Source organism: Dyadobacter sp. SRI_021, assembly GCF_057586235.1.
In genome coordinates this window covers 722,099-740,779 of the sequence record NZ_JBYCZM010000003.1, presented here as the reverse complement: position 1 = coordinate 740,779, position 18,681 = coordinate 722,099, and the positions used below count along the sequence as shown (strand labels likewise).

The 18,681-nt window shown below is 49.3% G+C and carries 11 protein-coding genes; 3 read left to right on the top strand and 8 right to left on the bottom strand.

Features of this window, described 5'->3' with window-relative positions; all coding sequences use genetic code 11:
• Positions 1 to 19: 19 nt before the first annotated feature.
• The 4 genes from AC2YIT_RS12365 to AC2YIT_RS12350 form a co-directional block, all read right to left on the bottom strand.
• On the bottom strand, positions 20 to 2,401 hold the full coding sequence (locus tag AC2YIT_RS12365; protein ID WP_487279363.1) for an ABC transporter permease: 2,382 nt from the start codon (positions 2,399 to 2,401) through the stop codon (positions 20 to 22).
• Between the two features lies 1 nt (position 2,402).
• Positions 2,403 to 4,820 (bottom strand): ABC transporter permease, encoded by a 2,418-nt coding sequence (locus AC2YIT_RS12360; protein ID WP_487279362.1) that lies wholly within the window; start codon positions 4,818 to 4,820, stop codon positions 2,403 to 2,405.
• A 181-nt stretch (positions 4,821 to 5,001) separates the two neighbouring features.
• Positions 5,002 to 7,383, bottom strand: coding sequence for an ABC transporter permease (locus AC2YIT_RS12355; RefSeq protein WP_487279361.1), 2,382 nt, complete (start codon positions 7,381 to 7,383; stop codon positions 5,002 to 5,004).
• A 159-nt stretch (positions 7,384 to 7,542) separates the two neighbouring features.
• A complete protein-coding gene (locus AC2YIT_RS12350) occupies positions 7,543 to 9,921 on the bottom strand; it encodes an ABC transporter permease (RefSeq protein WP_487279360.1) in 2,379 nt (792 codons plus the stop codon).
• A gap of 212 nt (positions 9,922 to 10,133) precedes the next feature.
• Here AC2YIT_RS12350 and AC2YIT_RS12345 point away from each other — a divergent pair, with 212 nt between their 5' ends.
• The gene (locus AC2YIT_RS12345) at positions 10,134 to 11,342 is read left to right on the top strand and encodes an ATP-binding protein (RefSeq protein WP_487279434.1); all 1,209 of its coding nucleotides are present in this window, start codon (positions 10,134 to 10,136) and stop codon (positions 11,340 to 11,342) included.
• A gap of 33 nt (positions 11,343 to 11,375) precedes the next feature.
• On the opposite strand, the gene AC2YIT_RS12340 is transcribed toward AC2YIT_RS12345, so the two are convergent.
• Complete coding sequence (locus AC2YIT_RS12340) at positions 11,376 to 13,880, bottom strand: outer membrane beta-barrel family protein (RefSeq protein ID WP_487279359.1); 2,505 nt, start codon at positions 13,878 to 13,880, stop codon at positions 11,376 to 11,378.
• Between the two features lie 255 nt (positions 13,881 to 14,135).
• On the bottom strand, positions 14,136 to 14,477 hold the full coding sequence (locus tag AC2YIT_RS12335; RefSeq protein ID WP_487279358.1) for a DUF6249 domain-containing protein: 342 nt from the start codon (positions 14,475 to 14,477) through the stop codon (positions 14,136 to 14,138).
• 159 nt (positions 14,478 to 14,636) lie between these two features.
• Between AC2YIT_RS12335 and AC2YIT_RS12330 the strand changes: the two genes are divergently transcribed.
• Positions 14,637 to 15,188, top strand: coding sequence for an RNA polymerase sigma factor (locus AC2YIT_RS12330; protein ID WP_487279357.1), 552 nt, complete (start codon positions 14,637 to 14,639; stop codon positions 15,186 to 15,188).
• Between the two features lie 10 nt (positions 15,189 to 15,198).
• Entirely contained in the window at positions 15,199 to 15,693 is a 495-nt protein-coding gene (locus AC2YIT_RS12325) for a hypothetical protein (protein WP_487279356.1), read from the top strand.
• A gap of 37 nt (positions 15,694 to 15,730) precedes the next feature.
• On the opposite strand, the gene AC2YIT_RS12320 is transcribed toward AC2YIT_RS12325, so the two are convergent.
• Entirely contained in the window at positions 15,731 to 16,102 is a 372-nt protein-coding gene (locus AC2YIT_RS12320) for a hypothetical protein (protein WP_487279355.1), read from the bottom strand.
• A 148-nt stretch (positions 16,103 to 16,250) separates the two neighbouring features.
• Positions 16,251 to 18,626 carry an ABC transporter permease gene (locus AC2YIT_RS12315; RefSeq protein WP_487279354.1) on the bottom strand — a complete coding sequence of 792 codons (2,376 nt, stop codon included), beginning with the start codon at positions 18,624 to 18,626 and terminating at the stop codon, positions 16,251 to 16,253.
• Positions 18,627 to 18,681 lie beyond the last annotated feature (55 nt).

Below are 18,681 nucleotides of genomic sequence, written 5' to 3'. Positions count from 1 at the left end.
TCCATCCTCCCTTTCTCCTTTATTCCCTTTTCAAAATCGTCACGGGATTCACCAACGCCGCCTTAACACTCTGAAAACCGACCGTCAGCAAGGCAATCCCGGCGGCCAGAAAGCCTGCCCAGACGAAAATGCCCCAATGGATGTCGATCCGATAGGCGAAATCCTGCAACCAGCGATGCATGAAATACCACGCGACCGGGCTGGCGATCACGATCGCGACAAGCACCAGTTTCAGGAAATCCATCGACAGCATAGCTGTAATACCTGCTACGGAGGCACCGAGTACCTTCCGCACACCTATTTCCTTGGTTCGCTGCTCGATGGCAAAAATGGCCAGTCCGAACAATCCGAGGCACGACAGGCAAACGGACAGCAATGCAAAAGTGGTCGTCAGGCGCGTCGCGAGTTCTTCGCGTTGGTAGAACTTCGCAATCTCTTCGTCATAGAAACTGTATTCAAATACATTTTCAGGAAACTGTTTCTGCCAAACGGCGCTAATACGACTGATGGTCGATGCATTCACGTGGCTCAGCTTCACCCCGGCCCAGCGGTAGCGCGACTGATCGGCGAATATGATCGTCGGTTCGATACCCGTGTACAGGTCGCCATTGTTGAAATCAGACAATACCCCTACAATGGTACCGGTTTTGCCCGCGTCGCCAACATGTAGGCGGCGGTTCAATGCGGCTTCGAGTGATTTCAATCCTAATGCCCGTACCAGTTTCCGGTTGATCAGTAGCTCATGGAGCGTATCCGAATGCACCGGAACACGGCCTGCAACGAGTTTCAATCCATAGGTTTTTACAAAATGGTCATCCGCGGCTCTCGACCGGGCTACGAATTTCTCCCAGTCGCGGTTTTCGAATTTGATCGTTCCGCCGCCGCTGGTCTGAACCGACGGGGCGCTTCTGAAAAACGAAAGGTCCGTAACCTCGGGCAATGCCGACAGTTCGTTACGTAGGGCCGTCAGCTTGCCGGTTTCAGTTTCAGGCAAATTCATGTGCAGGATCAGGCCTTTATCCATTCCGAGATCCTTATTTTTCAGGAATTCGGATTGCAGGATGATCAGCGTCGCTACGGCTATCAAGACGAATGAAATGCTGAATTGTGTCACAACCAGCCCTTTTCTGACCGAAAAAAAACTTCGGTTATTTTCCTTCAATAACCCTTTAATGGCTTTCACGGGATTGAACCTGGCAATCACGAATGCAGGATAAACGCCGGCCAGCACGATCACAAACAGCAACAATGCCGTAAAGAAAGCCAGTAGCGGAGGATCTTTGAGAATGTCTATGCGCACATTCAAGCCCAGCCACTGGCTAAGCATCGGTGCAAAAAGCCAAGCAAGTGCCAGGGAAATAGTACCCGCAGCAAAAGCCAACAATACTGTTTCTCGAATAAAAAGCCAGAAAACCTGCATCTGGGAGACGCCTAGTACTTTTCTTACCCCCACTTCCTTGCTGCGCTTGAAAGCCTGTGCCGTCGAGAGATTAATGAAGTTGAAACAGGCAATGAGCACGAGCAATAAGCCCACCGTCGCCAACACGATGATCGTGTTGTACTTGATTTTCCCGCCATAAGCCACATTGAAATGCACGTCCGACAAATCCTGCAAATGGTAATGAAAAACCTTGCCGTCGACACCATAGTATTTGTTGGCGAATGCGGGCATTTGCGCTTCAAATGCAGCCTTATCCTCCGGCGAACGAAGCGTTATGAAAGTTTCACGACCGCCGTCGATCCAGCCCCAATCCTCATAACCATATTCGGGAACGATCTTTTTTAACGTGGGCAGCGAAATGAAAATATCCTGCTTAAAATCGGTTTGATCGGGATAATCGGCCACGATGCCTGCGATCACAATATTTTCCCGGTTATTCGCGCGGATTACTCTACCAATGGCATTCCCATTCCCGAAGTACTTCCGGGCATAACGTTCCGTTACGACGGCCTGGTTGGGCGCAGCCATCGCCGAAGGGCTGCCGCTAATCCACTTATAGTCGAATATTTTAAAGAAGTCCGGGTTCGTAAAAGCCAGATGGTCCCTTTCAATAAACTTGCGTGAAGTCCCTTCATGATCGACCCTGATCGTGAGCTCCTTACGCGCCAGGTAAGCGGCGTCCCGGACGTAGCTGAACTCCTTTTTCAATGTTTCATGCAAAACGTAAGCCGAGCCCCGCTCCTGCTCCACGGAGCCATCTTCGAGGTGCAGATCCACCACCACGCGATAGGTCCTGCCGGCGTTGGCATGGTAGCTGTCTACACTGAGATGGTACTTTACGAGCTGGAACAACACAATTGCGCCAGCCATTCCCACGGCCAGGCCAATGAGGTTGATACCGGCATATACCTTATGTTTTGCCAGGCTTCGAAGGGTAAATTTCAAATAGCTTCCAACCATATTACTCGCTTCTTAAACTTTTCACTGGGTTGACCAACGCCGCCTTGATACTCTGGAAACTAACCGTCAGCAGAGCCACGCTTACAGCCAGCACACCCGCAACGAGGAATACCCACCATTCAATGCTCACTTTATAGGCAAAGTCCGACAGCCAATGGCTCATCCCATACCACGCCAGCGGCGAGGCTATGACGATGGCAACGCCCACCAGTTTGACAAAATCTTTGGAAAGCAATGAGACAATACTCCATACCGAAGCACCCAGCACTTTGCGCACCCCTATTTCCTTGGTCCGCTGGATCGTCGTAAACGCCGCCAGGCCAAACAGCCCCAGGCACGCGATCACGACCGCGAGCGCGGCAAAAATCCCGAACAGCCTTCCTACCCGCTGCTCCGACTCGTACATGTTATTAAAACGCTCATTCAGAAACGAATACCCAAACGGGTTATCCGTTGTTGCCTTCCAGGTCTTTTCCAGAGTTTTGAGCACACCCGGAATATCGTTCGTTTTAATTTTGACAGCTATTTGATACTGGTCGCCTCCATAAAACATCACCAGCGGGGCAATACGCTCGTGCATGGAGCGGAAGTGGAAGTCTTTGGTGACACCTACCACGGTATAAAACCGCTTGCTTTCGGGCGTGCCGTTACCGATGGTTCTGATACGCTTTCCGATCGGGTCTTTCCAGCCGAATTGCTTTACCGCCGCCTCGTTGATCAGTACGGAAGCGCTGTCGCCACCAAAGGCTTTCGAAAAGTTCCGGCCAGCAACCAGGCCGATTCCCAGCGTTTTCAGGTAGTCTTCGTCCACCTGGTAAGTCGTGAAACGATATGGCGTAATATTATTATCACCATTTTCAGGCAGAAAGCCGTCCGTACCGTTATTGGAATTTCCCGCAGGCAGGTAACCTGCCAGGGTCACGCTGCTCACCGCCGAGAGGCCTCTCAGCTGCTCCTTGAAGGTTTTAGCCTTATCTCCCAGCAGATAGGTATCATGCAGGATCAACACCTGTTCTTTATCAAAACCCAGATTCTTGTTCTGGATAAAACGGAGCTGCTGGTAGACGACCATCGTGCCGATAATCATCACAATGGAGACTACAAATTGAATGGTAACCAGCGTATTCCGCAGCCATCCGCTTTTTACGCCCGCCTGAATACTTCCTTTCAGCACAGCCACCGGCCTGAAGGCAGACAGGAAAAATGCCGGATAGCTGCCTGCGAGCAGCCCCACGATCAGACATCCGGCCAGGGCATAGCCGATCATCCGCGCATTCAGGATGGATTGGAGATCGAATTGTTTGCCGGCCAGGTCATTGAAACCGGGTAGAAGCAATACCACCAGCAACAATGCTAGCAGAAGCGCAAAAAACGTCACCAAAACGGATTCGATCAGGAATTGCGCCATGAGTTGCTGCCGCACCGAGCCCATTACCTTCCGGACGCCGACTTCCTTCGCCCGCCCGGCCGAACCCGCTGTCGACAGGTTCATAAAGTTGATGCAGGCGATCAGGAGAATGAATGCCGCGATGGCGGTGAATATGTATATGTATTTGATGTTACTATTGCCTTCCAGCTCATTTTCGAGATTGGAAGTAAGGTGAATGTCGGTCAATGGCTGCAAACCGAAACCAAACTTGTCGCCTTTGCGCAGGTACTCGTCGTAACTCATACCCAGGAACTCCTGGATTTCCGGCCCGATGTACTTCCGCACCATCTGCGGCATCTGAGCCGAAAGTTTTTCAACCGGATAACCGTTACGCAGCAGAATGTAGGTATGGGCGCCACTCGACAGCCACTTGTCCCCCAGCGTGACCGATTTCATCGATCCGAAGAAATTATAGTGGAAATGCGAATTGGATGGCACATCCTCACAAACGCCCGTGACACGGAACGCACCGCTATTGCCCATATCGAGGCTTTTCCCGATCGGGTCCTGATTTCCGAAGTATTTCAATGCCATGGATTGGGTCAGAACGACCGTCTTCGGCTCTTTCAGCACACTGTTGGCATCACCCTTCAAAAGGGGTATGGAAAAGAAATTGAAGAAGTTGGAATCGGTAAAAATGACACGCTCTTCCAAAAAGCGCTTTTCGCCATTTTTGACGAGGAAAGTACCATGGTTGCTGAGTCTCGTGTACGCCTCCACGCCCGGGTAATCGCGCAGGAGGGCGGGCCCTGCGGGAGCGGACGCACCCGCGATGTTGATATCGTTCCCGCCAATCCGGCCATGTAATGTAACCCTGAATATACGGTCTGCATTTCGGTTGAAGCGGTCGTAGCTCAGTTCGTGCTGCACGAAAAGGAGGATCAGCATGCAAGTCGCTAACCCGATTGCCAGTCCGAAGATATTAATGGAGGCGAAAGCCTTCTTATTCCAAAGGCTCCGGAGAGCGATTTTCAGATAACTGGATATCATAACTGCGCAGGTTACGAGGATTGACGGATGGATTCTTCAATTCGATAGTCAAATTATGCACCAGTCAATTATAATATCACAATTATCTGAAAATCAATTTTTTACATATTAATAAAACAAATCCGTGGTGTTCGGTATCGGACACGTCCCGTTCGATTTGGAACGGGACGTGATTATAAGTCTATTCGCTGCGCAAACTCTTCACCGGGTTCATGACAGCAGCCCTGATGCTCTGGAAACTGACTGTCGCGAAAGCGATAACCGTAGATAACACTGCTGCGATCACGAAAACCCACCAGTAAATGTCGGTCCGGTAGGCAAAGTTCTCGAGCCAGCGGTCCATTCCTAAATAGGCAATCGGTGACGCTACCACAAACGCGAAGAGTACCAGTTTTAGAAAATCCATCGAAAGCAGTCCCACGATGCTGGCGACAGACGCACCCATCACTTTCCTGACGCCTATTTCCTTGGTACGTTGCGTGGTGCTGTACGACGCCAGCCCGAGCAAACCGAGACATGAAATGAATATCGCCAGGATTGCAAAGTTGAAAAACAGCTTTTCAAAACGCTCTTCGCTCCGGTACTGGCGGTCAAAAAATTCATCCATAAAATAATAATTGAACGGCCTTCCTGGAATAATTTCCCTCCATTTCTCCTCCACTGCCGCTACGGTTTCCTTCAAGCGGTTCCCTTCAATTTTCACCGAAACAAGCTCCGTTCCTCCCGGCTCGATGCGCATTGTAAGCGGCTTGATCGTTTCCTGCAAAGACCGGAAATGAAAATCCTTGATCACCCCGATGATCTTGCCTTCACGTCCCCATTGCTTAAACCGCCTTCCGAGCGCGTCTTCCGGTTTGGCATAACCCAGCAATTTCACCGCAGCTTCATTGATGACCATCGCCTGGGTTGTATCCGTCCCGAATTCCCGGGAAAACGGTCGACCGGCAGCCATTTTCAGGCCAAATTGCGGGATATAGTCAAAATCAACAAAATAAAGGTCGAGGTTGGCAATCTGCAATTCGCCGCTTTTGTTTTCGATTTCGGAATAGGCACTCCTGTTTCCACCGCCCGGAACGCTGGACGATGCGGCAGTGGATTGAACGCCCGTCAATCCGCGCAGCGACTCTTTGAATGTCTCACGCTTGGGATCACCCTCGGTACTCACCACCAGCATCTGGTCCTTACTGAACCCGAGATCACGGTTACGCATGTAGTTCATCTGGATGTACACGACCATTGTGGCGATAATGAGCGCGATGGAAATGGCAAATTGAACGGTCACGAGCCCTTTTCTCAACAAAATACCTTTAATACTGGTCGTAAAACGCCCTTTCAAAACCGTCACCGGCTCGAACGAGGACAGTACCAATGCCGGATAAATACCGGCCAGAACCCCGATCAGAATCGCTGCCAACAGCATATATGCAAGGAACGCAGGATCCGCAAATATGCCGGAAACGATCACTTTACCTGCCAGATTATTAAATAGCGGAATGAGCGCCGCCGAAAGTATGATTGAAAACGCAAATGCGATTAAACAAAGAAGCACCGATTCACTCACAAACTGCCTCGCCAGGAGCCCTTTGGCTGCGCCTACCACCTTCCGTATACCCACCTCCTTGGCCCGCTCCGCCGAGCGTGCGGTAGTGAGGTTCACGAAATTGATGCAGGCAATGAGCAGAATGAATGCCGCCACTATCGAGAATATATATACGTTGTTCATGCTGCCTTTCTCCGCCACATCCCGTTCAGATTTCAAATGCACATCCAGCAGCGGTTCGAGGAAGAGCTTGTAAGACATTTTTGACTCACGCATGAGCTTCCCCGCGCGACGCTCGAGGTATTCGGGCAGTTTCTTTTCCAAAACCTTACTGTCGGTGCCGGGTTTCAAAAGCAAGTAAGTCATCGCCCCGAAATTGCCCCATTGTTCATCAATTTCACGGTTGATACGTTGCGTCATCGTCGTCATCGAAACGAACATGTCGCCCTTGATCAGCGAGTTTTCGGGAATATCTTTCATCACCCCGGTAACCTTCGCCGGGAGACCCTCGCCCGACAATAGCAGCGTCTGCCCCACCGGATCGCTATCGCCAAAATACTTTTTGGCCGCTTTCTCGGTAAAAACCAGGCTCAGCGGCTCTTTGAGCGCTGTTTTAGGATCGCCCTGGATTAGTTTGAAGTCAAAAACCCGGAAAAGCGACGAATCCGCGAATACAGTTGCTTCCTCCTGAAATTTGATATCCCCCTTTCGTACCAGGAAACTGCCGCTATTAATGCGCGTATAAGCCTCGACCTCAGGAAAATCCTGTTTGATCGTCGGTCCGAAGGCCCAGGAGGTAATGCCTGCGTGGATAGTTTCTGAGGGCGTGATCACGTCCGTCACAAGCCGGTAAATGCGGTTGGATTTGGAGTGGAATGCGTCGTAAGTCAGCTCGAAATTGACGTACATGGAGATCAGCAGACAGGCCGACATCCCGACCGTCAGGCCCATAATGTTGATGAATGAAAAAATCTTATGCTTCCACAAGTTCCGGAAAGCGATTTTGAAATAGTTTTTTAACATGGCTGTCAGGTAAGAATATAGCTTTCAATGTTCACAACTATTAAATGCATACCAGAAATTAAATCAATTGACACTCAAACACATACCATTATAAAACAAAATCCGGCTGTCCGAAAACGAACAACCGGGCATGATGCCTGTGTGACACCCGGAATCTACCTAATCATTCCTTAATGAGGCCGCCGGGTTAACCGTCGCTGCATGAACGGCTTTGAAGCCCACCGTCAGAAGTGTTATGAGCAACATCAATGCGATCGTGAGCAAATGCACCCACAACGGAACGCTGATCCGGTAGGCAAAATCTTCCAACCAATGCGACATGAAGTACCATGCGACAGGCATGGCTATTACCCCTGAAATGAGTACCAGTACCACAAACTCCCGGGAAAGCATTCCGACAATGCCCGCAGCCGACGCACCCAATATTTTACGTATGCCAATTTCCTTCGTCCGCGTTTCAGTAGTAAACGTGATCAACCCGAATAGTCCCATGCAGGCAATGAAAATGGCCAGTCCTGTAAATACCGAAAACATTCCCGAGAGCCGCATTTCGTTTTTGAATGTCTCATTGAAAGCGTCATCGAGGAAGTAATATTCGAAGGGCCTTTCCAGGTCGTACTTTTTGAAAAGACGTCCTATTGCTTTCACATTAGCCATAATGTCGGCTTGTCCATCCATTCGTACATACATAATCCCTCGCGTTGCGCCCTGCATGCGGAGCATATTGGTGGTGTCGCCCGCTACCGACAGCATCATTGCTTTACCGCCGTGTTGCACATTCGAAAAGTCAAAATCCTTTACTATACCATCCAAAGTCAGCCCTTCTCTTATCTCCTGCCCCAGCGGATCGCCTTTGATACCCAGTTCGGTGACAGCCATCTCGTTCAGCACAGTCAGGTTGCGGCCCGTAGTTACCGTCGGTAATGTTTTCCATTGAAGGCCTAAGGTCTTTACAAACTGATCATCCACCACCATTTGCACTACTGAAATGTCCTTTTTGGTGATTTTGTTAGGAATAAAAAACATATTGTACCCTTTGAAAAGGCCCGCGTTCGCAAATGTGGCGTTGGATACACCCGCCTGTTGCCTTACCGCATTGCGGAACGGAATGTAATTCGCGGCCATGGATGGTCCAACGGGAATGCTCAGCACTTGTTCCTTATTGAGTCCCAGTTCTTTCCGTTGCATAAAAGACAGCTGCTCCCGCACAATCAGACTGGCAACGATCAGTGCCATAGAAACTGCAAATTGAAAAACGATAAAAACGCGCCGCACTCCTACCCCGCCGATACTGCCGGTAAACCGCCCTTTGATCACTTCCAGCGGCGCAAAACCCGATAACACAAATGCCGGATAACTCCCGGCCACCAATGCTGTTAGCGCGAGCAAACCTACCAGAAACGACAAAAAGAAGGGAGATACAACAAAGGAAGTATCGATTGTAAGCCCCAGCAGCGTATAAAATGGCTGGCTCAGGTAAAATACCATCAAGAGTCCCAGCACAAAAGCCACCGCACACACCATGGCCGATTCCATGTAAAACTGGCTGCCCAGGCCGGCACGCGTAGCGCCTACCACCTTGCGTACGCCTACCTCACGTGCGCGCTGCGTAGCACGTGCAGTGGTGAGGCTCATGTAGTTGAAAAGCGCGAGTATGAGAATCGCTATCGCAGCGACGGCGAAAATCGGGATGAGCTTGCTGTTATCGGCGTCATTGAATGCACCGCCAAGGTGCATGTCATCGAGGCTTTCGAGTGTGTATTGAGGTTTAAGCCCGACTTGCCCCTCCTTCAATGCCTCAAGGCGATTGATACCCTGCGCTACCAATTCCTTTGATTCTCCGGCGTTCAGAAGCAGGTATACGTTAAATATCCCGCCATCATTCTCCCAATTCCTACGGTTGGATTCGCCCAACTTCGGATATGTGCCGCTTGAAATCACAAAATCAAAATCCAGTGAAGAATTGGACGGCGGGTCCTGAGCAACGGCCGTAATCTGTATGAGGTGCTTGCCTTCATACAACAGCGCCTTTCCGATCACATCGGTATTACCAAAATATTTCACCGCCGTACGCTCCGATATCACCATCGAGAAAGGCTTTTGTAATGCGTCTCTGGCATTTCCCTTTTCAAGCGGAAAGCTAAACACACTGAAAAAAGACGGATCTGCAAACATGATATTCTTTTCCAGGATCGCTTCGTCTTTCCGCGCCGGGTCCGCCATGGCGGCATTACTATACGTCGGTAAAACCCTAACGTAATCCGCTACCTTCGGTATCCCTTCGAGCAGCGCCGGTGCGAAACTGGCCGCAAAACTATTCATCTTAAATTCATTATCACCCATTTTCACCTCGCCCAACACGCGGTAAATATCCTGATGCCTGCTATGAAACCGGTCATAACTATGCTCATGAACCACAAACATTAGTATGAGTGTAGAAACGCATATCCCGGCAGCAAGCCCGAGGATGTTGATCAGAGAGTACGTTTTATGCCGAAAAAGGCTTCGGACGGCGATTTTGAGGTAATTTTTAAGCATAGGGAACGATGAAGCGAATGTGTTGCTATTCCACGAAACAGTCAATAAATCCGTACCAGGAAATCAAAATACTAATTATCAAGCATTTACCATAAAATCAATGTCCAAAACCGGACATCTGTCATATCCTCCGTTACTATCAAACAAAAGTGTCCATTAGTAATGGATAGTTTTGTTTGATAGCAAAATATAATGCTGTATATTTGAAAGAGATGATATTAAAAAGCACCATAGCGAGCGTTGCAGAAGCACAAAAGGCCAACCTCTCCGTCCTTGAACTGGGACTGGCGAGAACCGCATTGGATAAATTGCCCGACATCACTTCTCACGCGCTCATTGTTTCGGGCGTGAGACGTTGCGGTAAAAGCACGCTGCTTCATCAATTGCTGCGCGAAAAACACCCGGATGCTTTTTACCTCAACTTCGAAGATACCCGCCTGTACGATTTCGAGCCCTCCGATTTCGTCCGCCTCGACAGCCTCGTCACGAAAATGGGACACACTGTATTGTTCTTTGATGAAATCCAGATCGTCGACCGGTGGGAAACATACGTGCGGCAGAAGCTTGATGAAGGTTGCAAAATTGTGATCACCGGCTCCAACGCCTCGCTGTTAAGCCGCGAACTCGGCACGAAACTCACGGGTCGGCAGATCACGAAAGAGCTTTTTCCGTTTTCCTATACCGAATTTTGCGCATACAGAAACATCGTGCCCTCTGCCGATGCCACCCGTGACTACATGGCAGCGGGCGGTTTCCCTGAATATGTAAAATCCGGGCTGGAAGAGATCTTGCATCACTTATTCGAGGACATTCTGATACGCGACATTGCCGTTCGCTACGGCGTGCGCGATGTGCGGACGTTGCAAAGGCTTGCCTTGTACCTCATTTCGAATGTGGGCAGGCTGATCACCGGTAACAGGCTGAAAACAATATTCGAGGCAGGTTCTACGAGCACGATGATGGACTATCTCTCATATTTCGAATACACCTACCTGTTCCATTTCGTACCTAAATTCAGCTATTCCCTGCGCAAGCAGCTCATCAACCCGCGCAAGGTCTACGCGATCGACACGGGACTAGTGAATGCCAATTCAGGATCATTTACGGATGATTTCGGTAGTGTATTTGAAAACCTGGTTTTCCTACATTTGAGAAGAAACTATAAGGAAATCTACTATTTCTCCGAAAAGAGCGAGTGCGACTTCGTAATATCGGAAAAAGGCACAGTACGGCAGGTGGTACAGGTTTGCTATGACCTCAGTCATGACAATATGGACCGTGAATTAAAAGGCCTATTTGAAGCCATAACGCATTTTGGATTAAAGGAAGGGACACTTGTGACGTTTAATCAGACAGACGAGTTCGAACGGGACGGTTTAAAAGCCAAGGTCGTTCCCGCTCATCAATATCTGGCAGAATGACAAATGCCGGACTTTCCAGTCCGGCGTTGTTTATCAGTTACCTCCATTCTGCACATCGTCGTTGCGAATGCCTCGTTTGTTCTTTTTGATACCGTCTTTCAGTTTCCCGAATTTGTAGTTCAGACTAAAATTAAAAGACCGGAAGTAATTCCAACGGTCGGTGAACTGGTCGAAGTCCGGACCGAAGGTCACGTTGTGATATCTTCTATACTTCGTAAAAGGATTACTCACGGCCGCTGAAAACGACAGTTTATCTTTCACTACATCCTTGTTCACACTGAAAGAGGTACTTTGAATCGAATTGGTAGTGCCTTGCAGGTTCACGCCCGGACCATTTGCATTCAGGTTGGCATTCACGCGCCAGTCCTTAGGCAACTTGTAACCCGTTGAGAGCGAAAACTGATACATCACCCCACTGTTGGTCGTCTCGATCCCATTCACCATACCGGTCACTTTGCCATGCGCAATGCGGAGATTAGTGCTGAAATTCCACTTTTTCGTGATCGGATAATTTGCATTCAGGTTACCGCTAATGAGCCGTGCGCGGCCGGTATTGCCGTACGAAGTGCGTGTAATCTGTGTTTCGGGATTATAAACGGCAATTTGGAAAATCAGGTCTTTAAAATGCGTGTAGCCCACACCGAAGTTGATACTCCCTTTTTTTGACTTATTATAACTCAATTGAAGATCGTTCACATAGGCAGGTCGGAGGTCTGGATTACCGGTGCGTTCGAAGCTCGGGTTCGACCGGTCGACGAACGGGTTGAGTTGCCAGATGCCAGGCCGTTGAATGCGTTGGGAATACCCGAAGTTAATTCCTGCATTGTTTTTAAGCTTCCGATTGACCGACACCGACGGGATGAGGTTGAAGTAATTCTGCTTCACTTTCGAATCGGTGGAAATGAAATCCGCGTCGATGATCGTCTGCTCCACACGTGCGCCCGCTTTCACGCCCCAGTTTTTGAAATTATACGAATATGTATTGTAGGCACCAAATACCTTCTGCGTATTGTTGTATTTGTTGCTCATCGCCGCGTCCAGCGTGTATGAATTGGTTTCCGAATCGAAGACTAAATATTGGAAATCGCTTTTATTGTCACGCATAATACCCTTCAAACCGGCTTCTATATTCAATTTCTTGACTGGATATACCAAGTCGACCTGGAATGTCTGCTCCGAAAAACTCTGGTCGTTGACCTGCCGGTAATCAGGACGAGTGTAATTGATACGATCGGAGATGCCGATGTTGCCGTTTTGTTTGTTGTCGTAGCCATAGTAGCGATGAGAGAAAGTCAGCAGCCGATTTTTATCAGCTTTGAAACCTTTCTGATAGTTCACTGCCGCATCTCGGCCATTACCACGGTCGGAACTATTGCTGGTAACATTGTAGCGTTCCAGGATTTCTTTATCCGCATTCAGGAGCGATGACTGGTAACCATTTTGACTATTTCGGCCACCGTTGACGTTGAGTTGCGCGCTCAACAAGTTAAGCGTGTCCACCTCATAAGTGATCTCGTAGCCGATATAACCATTCTTGTTATTAATCTCGGTCCACCCGCGCTGGTCGAGCTCAGTGGGGTTGGCCCCCGTAGTCGTGCGGTTGGTGATCGATTGCGTAGCCGGGTTTTTGTACTGGTTCAAACCTGCATTCAGCGACATTCCGATCTTCCCGAGCTGGGCCGAGAGCGAGCCACCGACTCCCGGTCCGCCCGTCGGGAAGCGTTCACTGACATTGAGCGTTCCGTTATATCCGTTATCGATTTTTTTGTTGGTAATGATGTTGATAATCCCGGCGAGGCCTTCCGCATCATATTTCGCAGGCGGTGTCGTAATGACCTCAATGCGTACGATAGAAGACGCCGGCATGCTCCGCAGCACATCCTTGTAACTCCGCTCTACCATACTGGACGGCTTGCCGTTGATCAGGATCTTGAAATCGGTATTGCCTTTGAGAGAAATATTATCTTCGGCATCGAGAGACAGGTAGGGTACCTTACGCATCATTTCGAGCACGCTGTAAATCTTGCTTTCGGGATCGGCTTCAAGGTCATAGCTGATCCTGTCGACCTCCTGTTTGACAATCGGTTTCAATGCAGTAACGGTCACCTCTTTCAGTCCGACGGCTTGCTGGCTGATCGTGATATTCCCCAGATCGACGTGCCGGCGTGTGCTATCGGTCAGATCCACGTCGATCATCTTGTTTTTATATCCTACCCCAACCAGCACCAGCGCATATTTCATCGGTTTCAGGTTTTGAAATGCAAATGAACCGTCGGCCTTCGAAAAATCAGCTTTCACCGCGGTATTCTTGTCTTTCATCAGATTAACAGTAATGAAATCCAGCACCTTCCCGGTCGCAGAATCGGCCACAGTACCTTTGATACTCCCTCCCCCGGATATGCCTGCGGCAGGCGATCCTGCGGCAGGCGATCCTGCGGCAGGCGCCCCTGCGCCAGGCGCAACTTGTGCAAACGAGTCCTGACAGCAAACCAATCCCGGAATCAGGATAGACATAAGTAGTTGAAATAGTGTTTTCATGGAGAAAAATTTCATGGCTAATAAATTTTGTACGGGCATAGGAATTCCGATAAGAGATTTTAGGCTCTTTCAGACAGTGATCAGTGTATCAACGAATTATGCTATACCAGTCTATTGACGCACCGATGCAGGCTAACCTAACTTTGACATCACAAATGTATTGGAAGGTACTTTGCGATGCAAGGTACTAGGCCTGATTTTTCAGATTAAGTGACGAACGGCTGAATAGCATGGATGACTGGCGAAGCCTGTGAGTTACTCCTGGGCTCTGGTGTTGTTTAAATGTCTTTCGATGAGAAAATTGAGGATCAAACTCAGCCCTCCAAAGAGGAAGACCATTGCAAGGTAGGCTACGCCTTTACTGAAATCGTACGTTTTGTCCAACCAGTTTCCCAGCAAAATACCGAGTGCAATACCCACGAAGAGCATCCCGAATTTCAGTGTAGGATAATATGCCTGGTTCTTATCCGTAAAGATGGAAGCATCGGCACCTTTCTCGATCAGCGCTATACGTTCACGATGCCGTGTCATCAGGAACACATAAACGATCCCGAAAATACCCAGAAAAGCTGCAACAGAAACAAGTACGGCATTCATGACTAAAAGATGGTTAAATTTCGAATGTTACCCATTGGACGGCATCCCGGTATCACCGGTTACAGCTTTTCAAAAAAATTTTTCACCAAAATAAATTGCTGAAAATTGTAACCGGCATGCTTTCAACACAGTCATATGGGCACGCGAGCCATGAAATGCATGAAAAACCAGGACGACCGGATCTATATTGAAAACGTAAAGCAGGGCGATCTGACCTCCTATACTTATCTGGTCGAGAAGTATAAGAACATGGCGTTTACCATAGCGAAGAAAATCCTGCCCAACGCCCAGGACGCCGAGGACGCGGCCCAGGAGAGCTTTGTGAAGGCCTATATGCAAATCGGGAGCTTTGAAGGAAAGGCCAAATTCTCAACCTGGTTATACACCATCGTTTATCGAACGGCAATATCGAAATTGCAGCAACCGCGGCTCGCACTGCAAAGTATTGACGACGATTTGGAAGAAAATTACCATTACGCATACAGCCCGCCGCCATTCGAGGCATTACAAGCGCGTGAGCGCGAGCAATTTGTGAAAGATGCGATCAACCGGCTGCCGAAACTCGAAGCACTGGTGATCACTTTGTACTATTTGAATGACAGCACGATTGAAGAGATCGCACAAATAACCGAACTAACGAGCAGCAATGTAAAAATCAAGCTATTCAGGGCCCGTAAAGTATTGGGCAAAGAATTGCAGTTTTTGTTATAATGCAGGAATTATGGAGCAGCAAGACGATAAACAGGAAGCGCATTTCAAAAAACTGATCGACGAAACTGGCACCGACGCACCTTCGGATGCATTTACGCGGACGGTCATGCGGCGTGTGCATGAGGAAGCGGCATTCCGTGCCCTGGTTCGAACGAATGTTGCGGAAGTCCCGTCCGCCTCGTTCCGTTCTGCCATTATCGCGCAAATTCAGGCCGCCCAGCCAACCGCTACGCCAAAGCCGGTCATTTCCAGGCAGGTATGGTACTGGATCGCCGCAGCATGGGCGACGCTGATCACTGCCGCGCTTTTCGTCTCCGGCAACGAACAGTCGGAATTCTGGGGCAAGGTGAATGGCATGATGGTATCGAATCAGGTTTTCACTCAGAAATTTTCCGCCATTCCGCAGCCCGTTATACTTACGATTATCGGGCTGTCGTGCCTCATGCTGCTCGATTATTTTCTCAGGAACAAATGGATACTGCTAAATAAAACGGCCAGATCCTAAGACCCGGCCGTTCGTTCATGGCTATCTTTTCAATCGGTTATCCTCTGCGGTTGTAACGGTTATCAAAACGGTGCTGATAAGCGAACAAACGTTGGCGTTGTGCAGGCGTCAGTACGTCCAGGATTTCCTTTTGTTTCTCTTCTTCCAGTCTCTTCATGCCCTGGTAGGTATGGTATCGCTGGTTTCTGCCGATCAGGCGATCATATTTGTTTTCGATCTTTTTGACCTGGTTCTCCTGCTTGCGGGTCAGTTTTACGATCTCGTCCAGCTTATTGATCTTAAACTCTTCGGCAGCATTGTCGGCGCGGGCGTCGATCACGGCTGGGTTGGGTCTGTTATATCGCTGAGCGAAAGTATTTCCAGCGGTGAAAGTAACTATTGCGGCGATGGCGAAAATGATCTTTTTCATGGTTTCCAGTATTTAAATTGTTTGTTTATGTCTTTTAGAGGCACATTTCCCTCCCAAGTTTAACGCACTGGAAACACAATCTGCGAAATGTCACTGCTGGTAGATGACAGCGGGTTTTCAATCGACGAATAGCGTCTTACTCAAGACCTCATTCGCTCCGCAATGACTTCACCGGATTCATCAGCGCTGCTTTAATCGCCTGGAAACTGACGGTGAGCAGCGTGATCGCGACTGCCAGCAGCGCCGCTACAACGAATACGACCCAGCTCAGTTGGATATGGTATTGGTATTTATCCAGCCAATCGTGCAGAAAATAGAGCGCGATAGGTGAAGCAATGACGCAAGAGATGACCACCAGGTATACAAATTCCTTGGAAAGCATCGCCCACATCTGCGCGACACTCGCTCCTAACGCCTTACGAATACCGATTTCCTTCGTACGCTGCTCAGCAGTATAGGCTGCCAGTCCAAACAACCCAAGACAAGAAATAAACACGGCCAGCACCGCAAATACCCGTGACAGTTTCCCTATCCGCTCTTCGGCCCGGAATTTGGCATCGTACTCTTCGTCGGCAAACTTGAATTCAAATGGCGAGTCGGGATCGTGCTTGCGGAAAACGGCTTCCACCTTCTTTAGGGCTTTATCGACCGGTGCTCCCGGGGTTAATTTAACGTTGATCAGGTTCGCCCAATCGTATTTCAGCATAAAGATGGTCGGTACCGCCGGCTCGTATGGCGATTGCATCACCATATCCTTGATCACCCCTACCACGTGATGCGGCTTGCCATTATAACGGATCGTTTTCCCTACGATATTTTTGAGACCGGTCAGCTTGACGGCCGATTCGTTGAGAATGAATCCGGCGCTGTCGGTTGAGAACTCCCTCGAAAAGTCGCGGCCCTCGATGATCTTCCAGCCGATTGTTTTACCAAAATCATGGGTACAGGCGATCGTTCCGAACAATGGCACAGAGCCCGGCTCCAATCCCTCCCATTCGAAGCCAATCTGGTTGGAATAAATACCGGTGGTGGGACTCGACGATTCACTCATTTCAAATACGCTGCCCGTTTTCAGGAGGTCATTACGCAACGGGTCATATTTACCCCACAAATTGGGAGAGATATTAATCTGTAAAAGCCCCTGACGATCGTAGCCAACCGGCCTGTCTTTCGCGTGCTGGATCTGCTGGAACACGATGATCGTCCCGATAATGAGCGTGATCGAAACCGTGAATTGCAACACCACCATCACTTTACGCGGCACGGCCGAGTATTTCCCCACCTTGAAGGTCCCCTTCAACACCGATAGCGGGTTGAATGAAGAGAGGTAGAATGCTGGATAGCTTCCCGCAACCAGCCCGGTGAAGAGCGCAAAGAAGATCAGCAACAGCCAGAACTGCCAATAGAAGAATGGAAACTTCACATGCTTGCCCGCGAGGTCGTTGAAGGCCGGTAACGAAACGAGTACGATGAGGATCGCGAGCACCAGTGCAAACATCACAACCAGGAACGACTCGCTCAGGAACTGGAATACCAGCTGACTTTTCAGCGAACCGATCGACTTACGAATCCCCACTTCCTTCGCCCGTTTCTCCGACCGCGCTGTACTCAGGTTCATGAAATTGATACAAGCCAGAAGCAATACAAATGCGCCGATAATGCCGAACAGCCATACAAACTGAATGCGCCCGCCGACATTCTGCCCATCCTTGAAGTCGGAGTAAAGGTGCCAGCGGCTCATCGGGTGGAGCATGTATTGCGGCTTGTCGGTTTTGGAGAATGCGTGCGGCATTTCCACGTCCCGGATTTTACGCGAAACCGTGGCAATATCAGCGTGATCGGCCACTTGCGCGAACCATTGGAAAGAGTGGTTACCCCATTGCGTTTGTGCATCCTTTACCCAGCCTTCGGCTTGCAGGTAATCGTTCCAGGGCAGGATCAGGTACAGCTCATTGAAACTCGAATTGAAAGGGATATCCTCGTAAACGCCCGTCACTTTCACATCCTTCTTGATGTCGAGTTTGAGTGCTTTGTTCAATGGATCCGTGTTGCCGAAAAGCGCTTTCGCCAGCGATTCGCAGATCACGATCGACCCCGGGTTTTTCAAGGCATCATAGTCGCCACGGATCATTTTCAGTCCCAGCATTTCCGGAAACGACGGTTGAGCCCACATCCCCGTTTTATTGATCTTCTTATCTCCATTAGCCAGCAAATGCCCGAAATTCCAGGAAGCCAGCGCAGTATGTTTAAAGTCTGCGGAATACTTGGTTGCCATTTCAGTGACCGACGGAATCGAAACCGCTGTACCAGTCCCGGTCTGGCCATTAAAAGTCTGGCTGATCCACGCCTGCACGACACGGTCGTAGCTCTTGTGGTATTTGTTGAAGGACAATTCATCCCATACCCAAAGCCCGATCAGCATCGTGACCGCGATTCCCACCGCCAGCCCGACAATGTTGATCAGGGAATAAACTTTGTTTTTAAGCAGGTTACGGAGTGCGATTACCAGATAATTCTTGATCATGGCCAGGATAGGTATAATGGGAGTTTAGAACGCATTTCGCGAAAGATGTAAAAAC

Coding starts and splice junctions, on each gene's coding strand:
- AC2YIT_RS12340 (WP_487279359.1), bottom strand. CDS start 13,880: ATGAAAACACTATTTCAACTACTTATGTCTATCCTGATTCCGGGATTG.
- AC2YIT_RS12345 (WP_487279434.1), top strand. CDS start 10,134: ATGATATTAAAAAGCACCATAGCGAGCGTTGCAGAAGCACAAAAGGCC.
- AC2YIT_RS12360 (WP_487279362.1), bottom strand. CDS start 4,820: ATGATATCCAGTTATCTGAAAATCGCTCTCCGGAGCCTTTGGAATAAG.
- AC2YIT_RS12315 (WP_487279354.1), bottom strand. CDS start 18,626: ATGATCAAGAATTATCTGGTAATCGCACTCCGTAACCTGCTTAAAAAC.
- AC2YIT_RS12350 (WP_487279360.1), bottom strand. CDS start 9,921: ATGCTTAAAAATTACCTCAAAATCGCCGTCCGAAGCCTTTTTCGGCAT.
- AC2YIT_RS12330 (WP_487279357.1), top strand. CDS start 14,637: ATGAAAAACCAGGACGACCGGATCTATATTGAAAACGTAAAGCAGGGC.
- AC2YIT_RS12355 (WP_487279361.1), bottom strand. CDS start 7,383: ATGTTAAAAAACTATTTCAAAATCGCTTTCCGGAACTTGTGGAAGCAT.
- AC2YIT_RS12320 (WP_487279355.1), bottom strand. CDS start 16,102: ATGAAAAAGATCATTTTCGCCATCGCCGCAATAGTTACTTTCACCGCT.
- AC2YIT_RS12325 (WP_487279356.1), top strand. CDS start 15,199: ATGGAGCAGCAAGACGATAAACAGGAAGCGCATTTCAAAAAACTGATC.
- AC2YIT_RS12335 (WP_487279358.1), bottom strand. CDS start 14,477: ATGAATGCCGTACTTGTTTCTGTTGCAGCTTTTCTGGGTATTTTCGGG.
- AC2YIT_RS12365 (WP_487279363.1), bottom strand. CDS start 2,401: ATGGTTGGAAGCTATTTGAAATTTACCCTTCGAAGCCTGGCAAAACAT.